This is a genomic window from Fibrobacter sp. UWS1, assembly GCF_002300445.1.
GTDB lineage: Bacteria > Fibrobacterota > Fibrobacteria > Fibrobacterales > Fibrobacteraceae > Hallerella > Hallerella intestinalis.
The window spans coordinates 749,332-767,949 of record NZ_NSGW01000002.1 but is presented as its reverse complement, the minus strand read 5'-3'; the positions used below and the strand labels follow the sequence as shown (position 1 = coordinate 767,949).

The following is an 18,618-nucleotide window of genomic DNA, read 5'->3' as shown; positions in this document are numbered from 1 at the left end:
CGTTACTTGACGTCTGGGCGTCGATAGCCCCATTTTGTGAGGATATTGTCGTCATCCCGACGGATAGAGCCGCGTTTCAAATCGGGCAAGTCGCATTGCAAAACCGAACGGATTTTAACATCCGATTTATAGATGTATGTTCCCGTACCAAGTTTACGTCCATCCTGGGCTTTTAAATAGCCCTCTTCATCCGGTTTCAATTCAAAATACAGCTGGATTCCTCCCGTCGCATCGATATGCTCCGTAGAAATGTTTTGTTTAAAGCTGTAATCGCTTACGTAGTCACCTAAAGTCGTGAAGAACCAAATCCGAAGATGGATTGTCGTCGTATAAAGACTGGCAGCGGCTCCTAAAGAATCATAGGCTTTTTGGAAATCCACAGAACAATGGTTTTCTATAAAATCATGGACTTCTATTTTTTTACGGTTCCAGCCGCCACCGCTATCCAAAGAAACATACCCGTTTTCCAAAATACTCGAAAGAGTCGAAGATGTTCCCGTCTGATCTACAGCTGGAGCTTGCGCCGTAATGTGAAGTGTCGAACCCAAATGCTCACCCGAAAGTCCCTCATAAGGTTCTTTAAATGAACCCGGAGAAACTCCGCCTTTAGAACCCGCCTGAGTCTCTTCTTCTTTTCCGGTTTTCACATTCACAACACTCAAAGCGAAAGAAGTTCCCGGCTCACTGTTTGAAGCTGCCGTAAATTTATCGACCCGCTTCGGATCCGAAGAAACAAGAGTGTTTTCCATTTCCACGTTAATCAATTTACCCGCTTTCAAAATCACCACAACCGTGTCCGAGGTTTCATTTCCAGCCTTATCGCGATAAGTCCGAACAATGAGATTCTTTCCTTCGTTTAACCCCTGATACTGCAATGTGTCTTGTTCAATATCATTGACAACCCACTTGACAGCAACAGAAACATTGCTCGTTACAAGCAGATTCTCCGGAGAAAGGATTTTAACCTTTGGCGGATTTGTATCCACAATAATCGCTGTAGTCGCCGTAGCCGAATTGCCGTAAGAATTCGTGAACGTATAAGCGACATTGTAAATCATATTGCCGTCAGAATCCGTCACATGAACGCCTTTTGAATTAACCTGATAAGAAATGACCACTTCATAAGAAGAATGCACATCGGCTCCCATTGCCGTTTTCGTATAGCTGACCGAGTAAAGTACATTTCCATCAGAATCCGTTTTCACTGTTCCCAAAGCGTCAACCGTATAGGAAAGCGTCACCTGTTTTCCATCGATATCTTTGTAAGTGTAGGCGACTTCGTAAAATTCTTCGCCATTTTCATCGACCAGACGCTTGCCATCGGCATCCGTCCAATACGACACTTTGACAATCGTCCCATTTGAAGTAGTATCCCAATAACTGACCTGGATACGATCTTCGCCAACAACGGAATGTTTTACAGGCACGCTCGGCGACAAATCCGATTCATCGACAAGAATGACTTTTCCCACCGTTTTTTCCGCAGTTTCGATTTGCGATTTTGTGACTGTCGCTGTGCCCAATTCCACCTTAAAGGAGGACTCGCTTTGAACAACCTTGCCTTCCGAAGAATCCGAAACGACAACGGTGACAAGAGCCGTATTGGAACGGATGTAACTGGCCGTATCATCGGCATCTTTGAGTTCCACAATGGTCACGCCGCTTGGGTCGCCCGTTTTATCATTGGAGGCACTTACCGAGACTTCCGGAATTTTCGTACTCAAGAAAATGACGACTTGCGCGGAACCATCCTGATAAGAAACGTTCACCACATTCTTGCCTTCGCTAGCAACAACCGTGCTGTCCAATTCTCCGCTCGGAGTCGTCCATTTGATGTAAGTCTTCGGATTATTCGTATAAATCGTGTCCGGTTTAACCCAACAGGAATCCCCCGATTCCGCATAAGTGATTTCCACTGTTTCCAAGACATTGCGAACCCGAATCGTTACAGAAGCCGTATCTTTGAGTCCATCCGGATCCGAAACAACAACTGAAATGGAATATACCGAATCCTTTTCGTAATCCAGAATTTCATCTTTTTTCAAAGAAATTCTTCCCGTTACAGAGTCGATTTGGAAGAGGCCGCTGGTGTCCTTTTGCACAGAGAAATGCAAAGGATCGCCGTCCGGATCGGCGGCAGACCCATTTGTCGAAGCGGCACAGCCGCGACATTCTTCGTCGATGGAAACCGTCACATCTTGAATCACAGGCTTTTCATTGACATTCTGCACCTGGACAGTGACCGTTGCCGTATCCGAAAGTTCCCCATCCGAAACTTCGACCAAAACCGTATAAGAATTTTTCGTTTCATAATCCAAAGAGCCTTTCAGTGTCACAATTCCCGTTTGGGCATCTACCGCAAAAGTAGCGGATTCCGTCAAAATTTTATAGGAAATCGTCCCGAAAGCAGGATTCAGCACATCCGGGTCGGAAGCTTCTATTTCGCCCAGAACATCGCCTTTTTTCGCATTTTCCGCAATCGTGAACGTCGTATCCGCTACCGTCGGCTTTTCGTTCACATCCTGCACGCGAACGACGACCTTTGCCGTATCCTTGAGTCCGCCGGCATCCGAAACTTCGACCAAAACCGTATAAGAATTTTTCGCTTCGTAATCGAGCGCGCTGTTCAAAGTGAATTTGCCGCTCTTGGAATTTATCGCAAAAGTCGCGGTCTCGTTCAGCAATTTATAGGAGAGCGTACCAAAAGACGAAGTGGAAATATCTGGATCTGACGCCAGAATCACACCGAAAGCAAAACCTTTCGCCGCCGTTTCCGCCACCGTGAATACCGTGTCAACCGCTGTCGGCTTTTCGTTCACATCCTGCACGCGAACGACGACCTTTGCCGTATCCTTAAGTCCGCCGGCATCCGAAACTTCGACCAAAACCGTATAAGAATTTTTCGCTTCGTAATCGAGCGCGCTGTTCAAAGTGAATTTGCCGCTCTTGGATTCGATGGCAAATGCGCCCGTCTCGTTCAGCAATTTATAAGTGAGATTCCCAAATTTTGCCTTGTTCAACGTGTCAGGATCCGATGCCTGAATAACACCGAAAGCAAAACCTTTCGCCGCCGTTTCCGCCACCGTGAATACCGTGTCAACCGCGGTCGGCTTTTCGTTCACATCCTGCACGCGAATCACAACAGGAATCGTGTCCGAATTCAACGAACCATCCGTTGCATACACATAAATGGTATATTCGATTTTTTTAGATTCGTAATCCAGAACATTTTTCTTCAAGGTGATTTTTCCCGTCACCGCATCCAAGCCAAAAAGCGACGTATCGCCCGAAGCTATATAATAATGCACCACATCGGCGGGTTGCTTGTCCGTAGCATGAACAACTCCGATAGAATCTCCCTTGGGACTGTGTTCATCTTCCTTAAATTCATACGAGGATGTATCGAATTGCGGAGCGGTATTGGCATCGGCATCTTTGACTGTCAATGAAAAATACCCGGCGCGTTTGTTTCCTTTCAAAACAGCTCCGCTCATATTGAATACATACAATTTAAAAGTCTCGTTTCCTTCAATCAGATTGTCTTTTTTCGGCGTCACCAAAACCTGTTTTCGAGGTTCGGTTTTTCCCGAACTGAACTCCACAATTCCAGAATCCCCCGAAACAACGCCGTTTGTCACCGTACAAATCGGCATTCCCGCAGTTTCAAAATCCGCTTTGTTCGCCAAAAGGGACGCATTGCTGTTCGCAACATCGCTTAGGACAAAGCAATAATTGAAAACGACTGCAGTAATCGGGGCATCCGACAAGGTGATTCGAGCATTCTGAGCGACACCGTTTTCCAAAAAGACGCCAGAACCCATCGCCGTCGGATCGATATCCAATACAGGCGGATCAAAGGGCACATAGCGAAAATCTTTTGCCGAAAAATCCGCATCAATATAAATGACTTTGGCAAGCAACTGCCCCGCAAAATTGGTATGCTGAGCAAAATTGATCGTGCCGCCCGAAATGAAAGTTCCCTGAATTGCTTTTTGCCCCGCGCCAAAATTAATGTCGTTGGGCGTATAGAAAAGCAGATTGCCCTGATACTCGGAATTAGAAACGCTGACCAAATTTGTCGTATTCCAAGTCGAATTCGATGCGTTCCAATCATCTAACGAAGACGCTTCTGCAACAGATATATTGTTATGGTCGGTTCCACCAAGACCTACAATCGATTCTTTGACAAAAATTTTGGTCAGACGCCCGCCCGGAGGCATAACGACGACAAGTTTTCCGTTATTGGAAAAATTTATCGATTGGACAAAGTAATTAAAAGAATTGGAATCCGTCGCCGAATAAGGCGGGACATGGATATACGAAGTCTGGGAATTTGTCGCATTCAAAGGAGAATGATAGACTGTGGTTTTCTGAACGTTGGAATCCAGTGTAGGAACGTCCAACGTCGTATCCACAGCAGGAACGAGATCCGTCGATTGGCATTCCGCAGCACTTAAAATTTTGCCTTTGAGCCCTGCCTCCGTATTTGAATTATAACCGCCGTCCAAACAGAGATTTCCATAAAAGGCGTTCTGTTCACGCCCATTGGGAGAAACATCAAAAGACTTCAAAAACCGAACCGGTCCCGTCAAGGTATCCGATCCATCTCCGTTAGAAAAAAAGCCGCCAAAAAGCGCCGGGCCGCCGAGAAAATGTCTCGTGTTTCCGCCCATTTTAAAGTTGCCGGTTGCGCTGCCCGAATAGCCGACAGAGTCCGTAATGAAAACGTTCTGCCCTTTGAAGATGATGCCATCGCCATTGACACCACGGGCAAACAGCTTATACTTGACCAGCAAATTCCAAGCATCCAGCTGAAGAGCGGAATCTCCGGGATTCTTCACCGAATAGAACCGCAGCGGAAATATCGTTTTACCGAATGTCGTTTCCGCATTCGCTCCACAGACCAGCAAGACCAGTCCCAACACCCAAATTTTCCAAGTTTTCTTCACCATAACACATCCACCCTAGAAAAATTGAAGAATTTTTCAGTATAAATAAAAAAATATATATAATTTTTGTAAACATTCAAGGTCTCTCTGGCAAGAACAAAGCCATCTAACACCTCATCGCGTTAAAGCGGGATTTAATGTGCGCTATTTTACGCTAGTTTGAAAAACTTCCCTTTTATTCCCCCAAAATCCGAAAAATTTTCTATGTTTTGTAATCCCTAGACCCCTATCAATGATTGTTTGCGGGCACCCCGCCAGGGCGAAAGCAGCAACGGACTTGTGAATTTTTATGTGAAAGGGCAGTCTAGGGATTTTTATTTTCTCCCTTTTATTGTGCCAAGCTTCGGCATCAAACGGAATTTCTCTTTATAATGATTCTTTGGACCTTGCGACATACCAAACCCTACAACCCGAAAGAAGTCTGTTACGGTCGCTCGGACTTTGAGGTGGCTCCCTCATTCACAGAGGAATATCCTCCGGCAGTTCAAGTTCTCCGTGAAAATTGTCGAGCGCAGAGGATTTATTCCAGCCCTTTGCAGCGTTGCCGAAAACTCGCCGAAAAAGTCGCCGAAGCGATAAAACTCCCCGTTCAATATGCCGACGCGCTTTATGAATTGAATTTTGGCACTTGGGAAAATGTTCGACTAGATGCCGTTCCCAAAGAAGAAATGCGGGCATGGAAAGCCGACTTGCGCGGATACCGCTTTCCAGAAGGCGAATCTTTTCACGACATGGATGTTCGGGTGAATCAATTCCTCCGCCAACTCCTCGATGAAGAAAGTTCTTCTGGATCCGAATCTGAAATCCTTTTTGTGACCCACGCCGGCGTTATCGCCTCGATGGAGCATTCGATATGCGGCGTACCGGATTCCAATTTTATCGAAGGAGCATTCCCCTACGCGATGATCACCCGCTTTGAAATCCACTTGGAAAACGGAAAACCGCAAGGCACCTTTCGCACCCTTTACGGCGGCATTACTCAAAACTCCCTAGCAGAAATCATCCAGAAGCTCTAGATTTTCTGTTAAAAGTCAAAAGTGAACGAAGCTTCGAGTCCGCCTTTGAAATCGGGCCCTACGGCAAAATGCGCGGGACTGTCGAAATCGCTCATCATCGCATCGACAACGGCGTCTCCAATCGAATAGAGATAAATTAAAACGAGTCCCCAAATATACTGGTTCCGATTTTTCCGGTAATACAGAATCTGTTCGTTAATTCCGTCAAGGTCCGCATGTCCAGGATCTTCCTGTTCCAACGCGTGCTTGCGGTCGAGATAATAATTAATCACGTGCTGCCGAGAAAAAAGGCTGACCGACGCCCCGAAAAGTCCCATGTACAAAAGTCCCGCCTTACCATATTCCCCATTGTAAAGCTGCCCCCAGCCCGGCACCAGAGAACGGAGCAGCGCGCCCGATACGGGACGATAGCCCACATCGCGACCTTGATTGTGCTTCCAAATTCCGTAAGCGTCGAACAATCCGTAAACATGAACACCTATCAGCCACGCCAGCTCCGATTTTCGAAGATCCTCCTCTTCGATCTTATGGTCGCTGAATGTGCGAATTTTTTCTGCAAACTGATTGCGCTTGTCCTGAAAGTAAGAAAGACTGTCCCGGCGATTCAAAATTTTATCCGTATAGACCCGAACGGAATCCTGAAATTCCTTCGCCTGCCTAAAACGCCTTCTTTTTTGCACCTTCTTGTTTACAAAAACTTCGTAAGAGAGAGCCAGCTCGACCGCCGTCAGAAATCCTCCGCGGATATAATGCCCCGTATAATACTGCCCGCCCCCCGGAAAAATACCGAACAAAAGGGTTAAAGCGAGCGAATTATGATCGGTTTCCAAATCCCATTCGTAAGTCGGCAACGAGTCAATGCTTTGCACTCCGGTTTTACCTTTTTCCGCGATCCGGTTTGGAGGCGGATCCTCCTGCAAAATTTCTTCAACATGCACATCGTCTTGAAATTTCTCTGCCACTGCATTTTCGGACTCCGCAGCAAATAGCCGACCAGCAAAAACCAGCGACAATAGCAGCAGGAAAATTTGAATGGAACCCAAAAAATGCATTGCAGCAAATGTAACAAAGAAGCGAAGAACGTCGGCTTTAGGGAAAACGGATTTTCCTTACCAGCGCGTACCAACCTGAAAAAAATAATGATAGTCGTCAAAATTTTTCAGCATCCGAAAATCCGAAAAAGAAACCAGTCTGCTCATGCCGAATCGAACATTTATAGACCGGTAAGAAATCCGAAGCAGCGGTTCCAAGAGCAAGCGATCCGCTTTCAAATCGATATAAGGATTTTCTTCAAAGTCCCGCATGTAGGCGGCAAAAATCCAAGCCCCGAAAATTCCGCGATGCAATCCCGCATTCATTCTGACCGCCGCATAATGATGAGAACTCGTCGAAGCGAAATTCCAAGAAGACGTCCACGGCGAAAGTTCCGGATGCAAGCGGTACCAGTTGTCCACCGCAACGGCGACGTTTTCCGGTGATTCTTCCAGTTCTTTGGGATAAACATAGCCATGCCCCGATTCCCGCCGGATATTCATTCCTGCAGAAGCTCCGAAACCCAACGCCAAAAACCGAAGCGGAGCAAATTCCATTTGCGCATCTAGAGTCGAAGAAACGTAAAGCGGCGCGTCTCCGAACCCAACCGCAGTCAAATTCACCGAGCGCCATCCGAAATTGCCCCGTAAACGATAACCGCTATGCCCAAACCATTCTTCAAAATCGCCCCGTTCACGCGTTAGCGAAACATCCGGCAAGAGCGAATGCACCTGTAATTTTTCGGCATCATCCAATGCCGTTCTGAACGACGACTCTCCCAGCAAAATGCGAACATCCAAATCGGCTACAGAATTTTGCAAGGAAAAAGCCAAGGTCAGATCATTGCTTTCAATCTCGTTGAGAAGGAGAATTTTTTCTTCATCCGAAAAATAACTTTTCAACGGTCGGATTTTAGAAACATTTCCAAAGATAGAAAAATCGGCCCGCCCTCCAAACAAGCCCCGAAGCTGAAAAGAAGGACGCACCGCATACGAATGCTCCCCGACAAAACCATCGATGCCGAACAAATATTCAAACTGGTCCACATAGCGGAAATCCATCCCGGCATAAGCAAGAGGCCCTAAAATATTCGAACCGAATCCCCCTAAGCGAAATTCAAGAATCGGAGTCGCTTGCGCCGATACCCGAGCGACCCCGACAGAATCCATTTCGATTCGCACTGAATCATAAAACGGAGACTCGGCAATGCGCTCTAGGAAATGGGAGGCCGCGGCCATTCCCGTATCAGCAGCATTCCACAAAGACGAAACATGGGAATAATAAGCCGACGGGATATTTTCAAACGATGGATCCATTTGAAATCGGGGAAGGATAGAATCCGGTGCGGCAGGGCGTTCCTTGCTCCAAGCAAAAAGCGGCGACAACTCCCCCATTTTCTTTTCGACATCCGAATAACCGGTCTGCATTAATGTCAGCGGCGAATCATCGGCAAAAGCGTGCGGGCGCAGCAATACCAACTTCCTTTTCGGATTTTCCTTTTGCACTCGAATTTGTTCCAATTCGTTTTCAAACGCGGCAATTGTCTGCGGAGAATCCGCATTCTTCCCTTTTCGCAACGGATAAGCGGCCACATAGACGGCAAAAAAAGAATCGGCAGGGACGAATGTAGGACAATTTTCAGCGGAAGTCACCGAAAAAGGAAGACTTTCCTGAACTCTAGCCGGTCGCAAACGTCCCTCTTTGCAGGCCAAGGCGGTAAACGGCACCACATTGGAATCCGTCCGGTTCAGTGTTTCATCTATTTTCAATCGAAACAACATCCGCGCCACCGATGAAAAATCCGGATCTATCTTTTTGGGACGGAAATGCGCATACCCCAAAGAATCCCCAAAAAAAGAATAGCGAACTGCCAGCGAAGGTTCTCCCGACAAAGAAACGGGCAAAGAAGCCAAGGATTCCTCTTCGCTATTCTTGATCAGAATCCGGGAAACAAAAGAAGAGTCCGTTAAAATCCGTTGAATCGCATCAAGTTCATAGCCAGCGCTCCACAATGCACCGACATACGCCCCCCACGAAACGGCGACAACGCTATCTACCGGAAGTTTATAATCCCGAATAGCATAAAGCACGCCTAAAGAATACCAAGGGGAATAAACTCCTCCGCCCAAATAAAGAACCACTTTAGGAGTCGATAGCGAATCCTTTTCCGATTGGGCAAATAGAATCGCCAGCGGAAAAAGCAGCAGGACGACAAAGAGGCGTTTCAACGGATCAATCCAAAAACAGCGAAGAATCCACCGCATGCAAGCGCGCTTCTTCCTTGGTGATTTTCTGCGATTGAACCAGCGATAAAAGAGAATCGTCCAAAGTCAGCGAACCCTCGGAAACCGCAGAACTCATCGCTTGCGGTATTTTATAATATTCCCCAGATTCAATCAAGGCGGCGATATTCACATCGTTATAGACGACTTCCCAAGCCGGCACAAAAGATTTTTTATCCGCCGAAAGCAAAAGCCTTTGAGAAACAATCGCTTTGAGATTTGCCGAAAGAAGAATCCGAGCCAATTCCCGATTTTCGGCATTTTCTTGAGCCAACAGATAAGTTAAAGCGTCATCGGCAGAACCCGCACCCAATACGCCGACAACCAAAGCGCCGGACTCTGCTGCGCGAAGCATCGGAATGCAGGATTCCCCGCAAGGCAAGTCGCCCAGCCAAAGCAAATCCGAGCCGGAACGCACGCATTGGGAAATTTCTTCCGAAAGCGGAACACGAGCGCGTCTTTGACGCACAAGGCTTTCTCCCGAATAAAGTTTGTATTCGGGAAGCGCGTCCAAAAAACTCGCCCGTAAAACGCGGCTGTTGCAAACTTCCGAAACGTAAGCGGAAGCCGTCGTCGTTTTTCCGCAACAGGAAGGTCCTGCAAAAAGTACCAGGCCGGATTCGCAGCCCACTAAACTTTGCACAGACGCCGGCGCATTTAAAGATTTCAAATTCGGAGATTCCGCCCCGATCGGACGCAAAACCGCCATTTTTCCAAAAGCTTCCCGAGAATAGCGCACGCGCCATTCCACATTTTGCCAAGGGCCTCCACAAAAGACTCCACCTTCTCCTTCCAATGAGCCCAGCATGCTTTCCAAATCCCCAAAAGCCATTTTGCCCATTTCGGGGACAGGAGAAAGGGAACCGGCAATGCGAACGGAGGGAACGTAGCCATCCGCCAAAACAACATCCGAAGCACCAGATTGCAGCGCGTAGTTCAAACAGTTGTCCAAGATATTCACCATCATTATCCCTTCTTGGAAATTGCGGGTTGATAAGCGGCAAAACGCCGACGATTCACGGAGCGCATCCAAGCGTCTTCGCCGCGAATATAGCCGGATTCCACCAAATTCTGCAACGAATCGTCCAAAGAAACCGCTTGGTTTCCCGCCGAAGCGAGCGCCGACGGAAGCTTCGTCAAATCCTTGCGCCGAATCAAATCGGCAACAGACGGCGAGACCTGCAAAGCTTCTACAGCAAGGACCCACCCTTGATTGTCTATCACGGGAATCAAATGCTGGACAACGATTCCGCGAAGTTCTTTAGAAAGCGCATTCGCCAATTCAAAGCCCTTTTCCCCCGAAACAGAAAGCAATCGGGAAAGCAAAGCGTGGATGGAATTTCCCACCGAAACGACAAATACCAGAGCCCCCGAAGACGAAGCGTGCAAAAGAGCCAAGAGTTCTTCGATGGTTTCCAAGCGATCAAAAAGAATGACCTGCACTCCAGAATGAATCGCCTCTCTAATGGCAGAAACCCCTGAAGAAACATGAAGCCCGATTTCTTTTTGAACCGTAATGCCGTTTGTATTTGCAAGAACCCGTTCAATGGGCTTTTCGATGGATTCCATCAACACGGAACGGCTTTTAGCGATCGCCTCTCCAAAAGCGGAAAGAGTTGTTGAACGCCCACTTCCCGAAGGTCCCGCAATCAAAACCAAGCCCTGACGCAAATTCAAAAAATTTTTGCAAAATTCCGGCAAATAAAGAGAGTCCAAAGGAACAGAATCCGCCGAGAAAACCCGAAAAGCCAAACTCGGTACGGTTTCATTCCATGTCACCGTCAAACGGTTGCGACCAGCTCCGGGAAGCACGACCAATTTGCTGAAATCCAACCCGACAACAGGTTCGTATCCATCGGAAAATCCTTTTTTGGCTTCCAAAAGAAAAGCGGACAGTTGGGACGTTTCACACGCTTTGTCGCCCACATAGCCCAGCACGCCGCAAATGCGCATAGCAATCGGTGCCGCCGGAGAAAGATAGACATCGGTCGCCCCATATTTTCTTGCGAACGCTAAAATCTGAACAAGAGAGCAATTTTCATCCAGCTGTTCAGGAACCGATACATTTCCTTCCCCGTTTTCGATTTCAAAGCTTTTCGGAAGAGCGTCCTCCTGCTTTTCCGACGTTTCGTTTTCCGCGGCAGACGTCATTAAAACCGGAGCGATACTGGTCGATTCCAAGCCTGCGACCTTTTCTATCTGCACATCCGCCGAAGCCGTTTGTCCATAAGGATTATTCCCCTCGATGGCCAAAGGTTTTTCTTCGGTCTGCGGCGCAGGCGATACGGATTTTCGGGACGTTTCCGACGACACAGGCGCAGGCTTCGCATCCTCCTTGGCCTGCATCTTGGATTCCAGCTGCTGCACATACTGCAAAACAACCTGATACGTTTTCTGGTCAATCTTTCCGGCGGCGAGCAGAAGCTGTCCCAAATCGTGAGAGGCATCTACTTTATTCCAGTATTCCTGAATCTGCGATTCCGTCACCAATTTATTGGCAAACAGCACTTTTGCCATGATTTGATTTTTGGTCATCATACAAAGTCCCTCCGCCCAAACCACCAAACGGCAATCGCCAGAAATACGCCGATATAACCTAAGGCGTAAAGACTATTCCAAAAAATGTAATTCGGCGGAAGCGCCACATTGTGAACAACATACGCCGCAATATCAAAGCGGTAAAGACCTGGAAAAACAGCATGAATCACACTGGCCACCTTTTCCATCAGCACGCCTTCGCTTCCCTGAATTTCGCCCATTCGCCGCACAAAGGAAACCTGTTCCATCAATTCGTTCGAAAGCCTTCCAGCGACATAAATGCCGATGGTAAACAGGGTAGAAAGGACCGGACTGGAAAAAGTGGAAAATAAAAGGGCCACGGCCACGACAATCGCCATTTCACAGAAAATCAAATAAACCGCCCACAAAAGCGACAGAGTCGGATGCGAATGCGTCAAAGCGAGGATAATGTAATAAACGACGGTGAGCAACGCCAGATGAATCGCAATCACAGCGAGAAGCCCTAAATACTTGCCTACAAGAAATACCCCACGACTGATGGGCTTGGAAAGCAGCGTCAAGACCGTGCGACCTTGAATTTCCTTTTGCACAAGACTAATCCCGACAAACACGGAAATCAAAAGCCCCGAAAGGGACATGATGCTGAGCGTCGTGGACTTGATGACGTAAGAGCGATCAAAAACAGACCATTCTCCTAAAATGATGCTGAAAAAAGCGAGCGCAATCGCCAAAAAGACAATATTATACAGCACTTTATTGCGCACCGATTCGCGAAAAGTATTTAGCGCAATAATTCCCACATTTCTAATGTTCTGCACGGGCAATCTCCTCGGTCAATACATCTTCCAAATTCGGGCGCTGGTGTTCAATCCGTTCCACAGCAAGTCCCGATTTTAAACAGAAATCCAAAAAACGGTCGCGAGCTTCTGCATTTTTGCAAATCCATTCCCGCGGAGTCGTTCCTTGCGGCAAAACGGCTTCCGGCAAATCCGAATCCGGAATATCGGCGGCGACATGAACGTGATACTCTGCCGACGCATTTGACGTAATTTCGTCCACCGTTCCTTCCCGGACGATTTTGCCCCCGATAATCATGGCAACCCGATGGCTGATCGATTCCACATCCGAAAGCAAATGGCTGGAATAAAAAACCGTAACGCCCTCTTTGTTCAGAGAAAGGATCGCTTCCCGAACATCCCGGCGCCCCACAGGGTCAAGCCCGCTCATCGGTTCGTCAAGAACAAGGAGCTCCGGTTTAGAAAGAATCGCTTGCGCAATCCCTATCCGCTGCATCATTCCTTTAGAATATGTACGAAGCCGCCTGTCCACCCAGTCTTTATCCGCATTCAGCAGTGAAAGCGACCAGGCGATGCGCTCTTCCAAAAGTTTTCCTTCCAAACCGCAAAGCCGCCCGTAAAAACGCATCAATTCGCGCCCCGTCAAATAGTCGTAAAAATAAGGCTGCTCCGGTGAATAGCCCAAATGCTTTCGACATTCCGCAGCGGACGGTTCATGCCCCGCTACCAGAATTTTCCCGGAATCCTTGCGAAGAAGCCCCGTCAATAATTTGATGGTCGTCGATTTGCCTGCGCCATTGGGTCCGATAAACCCATAGACAACACCTTTCGGAACGTGGAAAGATACGCCATCAATCGCTTTTTTCGGACGCATCCAAAAACCAGAGCGATACGTTTTCTGCAAATTTTCTACTTGAATCATTTAAAATCCTCGTCGTCCTTTGCGATTTTCTTCAAAAGTTTGCGGTTGAAGAAATAATAGAGCACCGCTCCAACCAAATAAATCAAAAGTCCGGCGTAAAAGAAATAATTTAAAGACGAAACAGGAAAACCCGGAAAAAGACGATTCAAAAGAGGATGTCCAAAAAAGTACATCAAAACAAAGACAACGCCAAATAAGCGGAGGATGTAGGTCGCAATGATTTTCTTATCCATAAAGAATCTCCGAAAAAACTTTCCACTCAAAAATACTTTTTTCTTCAATCAAAAGTCATTTCTGCGATGAGAGACTGAAAAAACAGCCCCAAACGATTCCTTTTCGGGCCGTAAAATTCCATGGCCCATTTCAGGCTTTGGTGTGGATAGCCGCAGCAAATTCTTTCAACAGCACCGGATCCTTGACTTTTTCCCAAAGCGTTCCGGTCACGATGATTTGCGCACCGGCGGCAACCCGAACCGCCGCCGTTTCCGGCTCGCGAATGCCACCACCCGTAATGATTTTCATCTGCGTCGATTTGCGCGTGTAGGCGATGTGCTCGACAGGAACAGGGGTTTCCGCTCCCGAACCCGCTTCCAGATACACATAACGCATTCCCATCAGCTCCGCAGCAATAGAATGCACCATCGAAAGTTTCGGTTTGTCGGCAGGGACGGGGACCGTATTGCTGATGTACTCCACAGCGGTCCGTTTTCCACTATTGATAAGTTCATAGGCAGTCGGAATGGCTTCCAGACCAAAAGAACGGACCAGCACGCCACCACGCACCTGTTCATCAATCAGATAATTTGGATTTCTTCCCGTGACCAAAGTCGTAAAAAGAATCGCGTCGAACCCAGGAACAACCTGAGAAGCGCCCCCCGGAAAAAGTATCACCGGCAAAGATACTTCCTTTTTCAAGGCGGCCACTTGAGCAGGCAAATTGATGTTTCCCATAAACGAGCCGCCAACGAGAAGAAGGTCGGCTCCATTCTCCAGTGCCAACTTTCCAGCTCGCAACAATGCTTGATCATCAGAGGTGTCCGGATCGAGCAGCACGGCAAAAAGTGCGCCGCGCCTTTCGATCTCCGCATTCAGTCTGGCTTCTGTTTTTCCGATTTGCATAAAGCAAATGTAGCTAGATTATTTCGACTTCTTGCGACGAACGCCCCATTTGTCACGCATTTCTTCTTGAATTTTCTTCTGCTTGTAACGCACGACCAGTTTGAACTGAACCAGATACACGCCCGAACCGACAAGACGGCCCGTGTGATCTTTATAATTCCAGTTGACAAATACTTTTTTGTCGGTCGTCAAGCAGTTCTGATCCGTTCCGAACGCGGCACTGTTGCAAGGGATGTTAAAGGTCGTATCCGTGACATACTGCCCCAGATTATCGAAGTAGCTCACGCTGAAATTTACAAACACATCGGCAGGGTCGATACTGTCTAGCAGAGCTTCGTCATAATTGCCGTCAGCATCCGTTTTAGCGCCATCAATCAATTGCGGAACAAAGCGTTCGCCCAAAGAAATCAAGTGCCCCAACGTTCCTTCGTCGCGCAAATCCGAAGTCCGCGTCTGATTCGAAACGTAGGAAATCGAAACCGAGTTCAGCGTATTCGTCACATACTGTTCCGGATCGTAGAAGCCCATGTTTACAGATTCCACAATTTTGCCCAAGAGTCCTCCGATAACTACAGGAGAGGCGTTTTCAACGGATTCATTGCCATAAATATCCGCAATCCTGGAATCCTTTCCGGCGACAATCAACAGAGAATCGCCCGGAACGATGCCATCTGTCGATTCACGGAGAATCAACTGGACGCTCTTCCCATCCGAATTCCAAATCATCTGCACAGGATTCAGGTCTATCGTGTCTTTGCTGTGAATGTAGGCAAAGAAATCCTTACCCGACAGCGATGCGTAATCCACGCTCTCCGAGAAAGAAACCGTCAGCGTATCCCGCTTGGAATCCTCTCCATAATGGAGAGTCGCCGAAGAAATGACCGGAGCCATTTTATCGCTGACGACAATCGCTTCCGAAGAGACAAAAGAATTGCCGAAGATATTGTAATAGGTATAAAGAGTTGCTGCGGGCAAATCCGGGCTTACGCTTGTCAGATAAGGAGCCACTTTGACATTGCTCGTCACCGACCAGCCGACACTCTTTCCGTCCGCACTCAAAACCAGATTTTTCGGTTGGGCCTGCAAATTGATAAGAAGGCCGCGAGAGCTATACCATGGGAAGGAGAAGTAGAAATTTTCCATTTCTTCAGCGGTCACCGCCGAAGAGAAGCGGACAACAATGGAATCCAATTCACCGTTGCCATCGACATCATAATATTCAACGGTCTGTGCAGACGGATAACGATCCACGACCTTCACAGGAACCTGACGATCGTATTCCGACGAAGCGATGAAAGAAAGATTATTAAAGGATGCGCCCGGCGCCAGCGTGACATAATCCGTGACTCCATTCAATTTCAGCGAATCGCCAACGAGAATAATCGTATTCTTTGTCGGCAGATAAACATTCACTTCGTCCAAATTAAAGCCTTGCCCATTCAGCCAAGCGACCATTTCCGGATTTTTCAAATCAGCCGGGATAATATCGATATTGAACTCGATAAAGAGAGAATCTCTGCCGGATTTATTCCGGATGGCATAAGCTTGATGGATAACATGAGAACCCAGCTGCAACAAATTCGCCCGACGGAGATAATTTGCCCCTGTCGCATCGCTCGTATAAGTAATCAGGACTTCGGCATTATCGGGGAATTTTTCGGTTTCGAGTTTCAATCCATCCGCACTGGCAAAGATGCGATTTCCCGATACCGTGATTGCGCTATTTACCACCAGAGTATCTCCGTTCACGAGAATGGCAAGTCCCGTAGCCGTCAAACCTTCGGGAATGGAATTTGCCAAAATAATTTCGAGAGAATCCAAGAACGCATCATCATCCGAATCCTGAATGTAGCCGATTTCCGCAGCCGGGATCGGATCGTAGAAATTGATGCCGTCAAAGATAATCAAATGCCCGTCCTTATCCGTAAAGTAAATGCTTCCCACCGAAACCGTCGTATCTGCCGTCACCCAAATGGAAATATCCTTATCCGAAACGCCGACAGAGATATTCGAATTGGGGGAACTCGGATGGGTGGGATCGACAAACAGAAGTCCATCCGTTCCCGACACATAGATGGAATCCGAATCGCCAAAATAGTCCTTGATTTTATTGGCGTCCAAAGTAATCTGGATGACATCGCCAACATTGACCGGTTCTTTTCCCGTAGCCGAAGAGGAGTCCGAACCATAACTGGGCAGCGAAATGGAGTGAGTCGTGCTATCCGTCACATAAGTTCCGCCGTTGATGACAATCGTGTTCGGATCCGAAGAAGATGCCGAAGAGGACGGAATCAAAATAGAACCGTTCGATACCAGAGAGTCGCCTTTGTCGCGCTTGTCATTTGTCGGATAAGCGTCAGAGCCACCCTGATCTTCGGAACCATCGTCTTCAAAGCCCGAATAGGAAGAATCCGAAGCCCAAGGCGGAACCCAATCATCCCCATTTCCACCCGACACGCTGGAAGAACTAGAACCGCCTTGAGAACCCGAAGAAGACGGATCTCCTCCCTGGGATGTAGAAGAGCCCGAGGGATTTTCACCGCTACCGCCCTGAGAACTGGAGGATTTTCCTCCGCCGCCATTCTGGGAACTCGAAGAATTATCGCCAATGCCTCCTTGAGAGCTGGAGGAACCATCCCCACTGCCACCCTGGGAACTGGAAGAATTACCACCCGTACTGCCTTGAGAGCTGGAGGATTTTCCTCCGCCACCACCTTGAGAACTCGACGACTTTCCGCCGCTACCGCCCTGAGAGCTGGAAGAGAGCTTTGCGCCAGAACTGGAAGATTCATGATAGACCGTCGCCGAAGAACGGGACGCCGAAGACTGGAGAATTTCCCCTTCCGAGTTGGCCGGCTTGCGATCCGAACCTGCACCCGCCATCGGAGCCACATCATCCAGATAATTATCAATCCATTGCACATGAATCAAAATATTATTGTCGATCAGTTTATTCGGATTTGACGTGTAATCCACAAAAATCAAATGTCCCGAATTGGATGCGACAAAAATATGCCCCTTATGGTCCGCCGTTCCCTGGTCCAAAAGCCAGCGATTCCAGCCGACAGCATTGGGAATTGCAGAACTGAAAAGATATTTGTTCAAATCGACATCCGCAGCCACTTCATTCGGTTTTGCCGGGTCAATTTGCACGATATGCGTGCCGCCGAACAAAAGAATCGTCTTGGAGTACTCGTCAAAACTCGCCCCATGCGCACCATTCAATCCTTTGATTAAAGCCTGCGTTTTGAGTCCGGTAATCTGATTTGCCGGACAAGGTTTCGCATTGATATTGCAAAGGGTGTCCACTATTTTTCCAAATTGAGCATCCTTACCTTCGCCCATATTCGTGGAACGGGTGTAATAAGCCTGCTGTGAATTGTCCCAGACAATCGTCGTAATATTACTCACATCGCCATAGACTTTCACCTGCCGAATTCTCTCCAGTTTTCCTGTGGAATCCGTCGCATAACTAATCAGATTTCCCGGAATACCCGCCGACCAAAGGACGGTATTGTCCGGATTCATCATCAAATGATATGTAGAAGACGAAGCATTCGAAGCGACCCTCTTCGTGATGCACTTGTCGGCAAGAGTATCCGCCGCATTCTTGTCAATTTTATAAATCTGGTTGTGATCCTGCCCGGCCACCACCAAATCGCCATCGGGATGGTGAATGATACCATCCGCACCAGGAGTGCGACAAAGCAAACGACGGTTGTAAAGCTTGAGATAACCGTTTCCGTCGTAATAATAATCCACCGCCTTTGCGCTCAACTGCAGACTATAACGCGTATAGTACACGGTTTCATAGGTACTCGCCGACGGATAAAGATCACCCACCTGCTGAATCCAGATGCCCGTCGCCGGGTTGTAGGGTTCGTTGATAGCCACATCGCCCGCAGCAACAGCGAAAGCGGTTCCCAAAAGAATCGCCGTCAAGGAAAGGAAGAGTTTTTCGATCTTTTTCATATCGGTATC

Annotated in this window: 11 protein-coding genes; 1 reads left to right on the top strand and 10 read right to left on the bottom strand. The window is 47.8% G+C overall.

Annotation, left to right across the window (positions count from 1 at the left end; all coding sequences use genetic code 11):
- Positions 1 to 2: 2 nt before the first annotated feature.
- Positions 3 to 4,952: a cadherin domain-containing protein gene (locus BGX14_RS13475; RefSeq protein ID WP_095880158.1), complete on the bottom strand. Its 4,950-nt coding sequence runs from the start codon at positions 4,950 to 4,952 to the stop codon at positions 3 to 5.
- A 368-nt stretch (positions 4,953 to 5,320) separates the two neighbouring features.
- Between BGX14_RS13475 and BGX14_RS13470 the strand changes: the two genes are divergently transcribed.
- Positions 5,321 to 5,965, top strand: coding sequence for a histidine phosphatase family protein (locus BGX14_RS13470; protein WP_095880157.1), 645 nt, complete (start codon positions 5,321 to 5,323; stop codon positions 5,963 to 5,965).
- 8 nt (positions 5,966 to 5,973) lie between these two features.
- On the opposite strand, the gene BGX14_RS13465 is transcribed toward BGX14_RS13470, so the two are convergent.
- The 9 genes from BGX14_RS13465 to BGX14_RS13425 form a co-directional block, all read right to left on the bottom strand.
- Positions 5,974 to 7,017: a DUF5683 domain-containing protein gene (locus tag BGX14_RS13465; protein ID WP_073302557.1), complete on the bottom strand. Its 1,044-nt coding sequence runs from the start codon at positions 7,015 to 7,017 to the stop codon at positions 5,974 to 5,976.
- Positions 7,018 to 7,074: 57 nt separating this feature from the next.
- On the bottom strand, positions 7,075 to 9,261 hold the full coding sequence (locus BGX14_RS13460; RefSeq protein WP_095880156.1) for a hypothetical protein: 2,187 nt from the start codon (positions 9,259 to 9,261) through the stop codon (positions 7,075 to 7,077).
- On the bottom strand, positions 9,230 to 10,246 hold the full coding sequence (locus BGX14_RS13455; protein ID WP_095880155.1) for an ATPase, T2SS/T4P/T4SS family: 1,017 nt from the start codon (positions 10,244 to 10,246) through the stop codon (positions 9,230 to 9,232). Before BGX14_RS13455 ends, BGX14_RS13460 begins: the two co-directional genes overlap by 32 nt.
- Positions 10,246 to 11,817, bottom strand: coding sequence for an ATPase, T2SS/T4P/T4SS family (locus BGX14_RS13450; protein WP_143394258.1), 1,572 nt, complete (start codon positions 11,815 to 11,817; stop codon positions 10,246 to 10,248). Before BGX14_RS13450 ends, BGX14_RS13455 begins: the two co-directional genes overlap by 1 nt.
- Positions 11,814 to 12,617 carry an ABC transporter permease gene (locus BGX14_RS13445; protein WP_095880153.1) on the bottom strand — a complete coding sequence of 268 codons (804 nt, stop codon included), beginning with the start codon at positions 12,615 to 12,617 and terminating at the stop codon, positions 11,814 to 11,816. Before BGX14_RS13445 ends, BGX14_RS13450 begins: the two co-directional genes overlap by 4 nt.
- Positions 12,604 to 13,518, bottom strand: a complete 915-nt coding sequence (locus BGX14_RS13440) for an ABC transporter ATP-binding protein (protein WP_078775675.1) — start codon at positions 13,516 to 13,518, stop codon at positions 12,604 to 12,606. The genes BGX14_RS13445 and BGX14_RS13440 overlap by 14 nt, the downstream gene beginning before the upstream one ends.
- On the bottom strand, positions 13,515 to 13,751 hold the full coding sequence (locus tag BGX14_RS13435; RefSeq protein WP_095880152.1) for a hypothetical protein: 237 nt from the start codon (positions 13,749 to 13,751) through the stop codon (positions 13,515 to 13,517). Before BGX14_RS13435 ends, BGX14_RS13440 begins: the two co-directional genes overlap by 4 nt.
- 130 nt (positions 13,752 to 13,881) lie before the next feature.
- The gene (locus tag BGX14_RS13430) at positions 13,882 to 14,637 is read right to left on the bottom strand and encodes a geranylgeranylglyceryl/heptaprenylglyceryl phosphate synthase (protein WP_073302545.1); all 756 of its coding nucleotides are present in this window, start codon (positions 14,635 to 14,637) and stop codon (positions 13,882 to 13,884) included.
- Positions 14,638 to 14,655: 18 nt separating this feature from the next.
- Positions 14,656 to 18,609 carry a hypothetical protein gene (locus BGX14_RS13425; protein ID WP_095880151.1) on the bottom strand — a complete coding sequence of 1,318 codons (3,954 nt, stop codon included), beginning with the start codon at positions 18,607 to 18,609 and terminating at the stop codon, positions 14,656 to 14,658.
- Between the last annotated feature and the right edge of the window lie 9 nt (positions 18,610 to 18,618).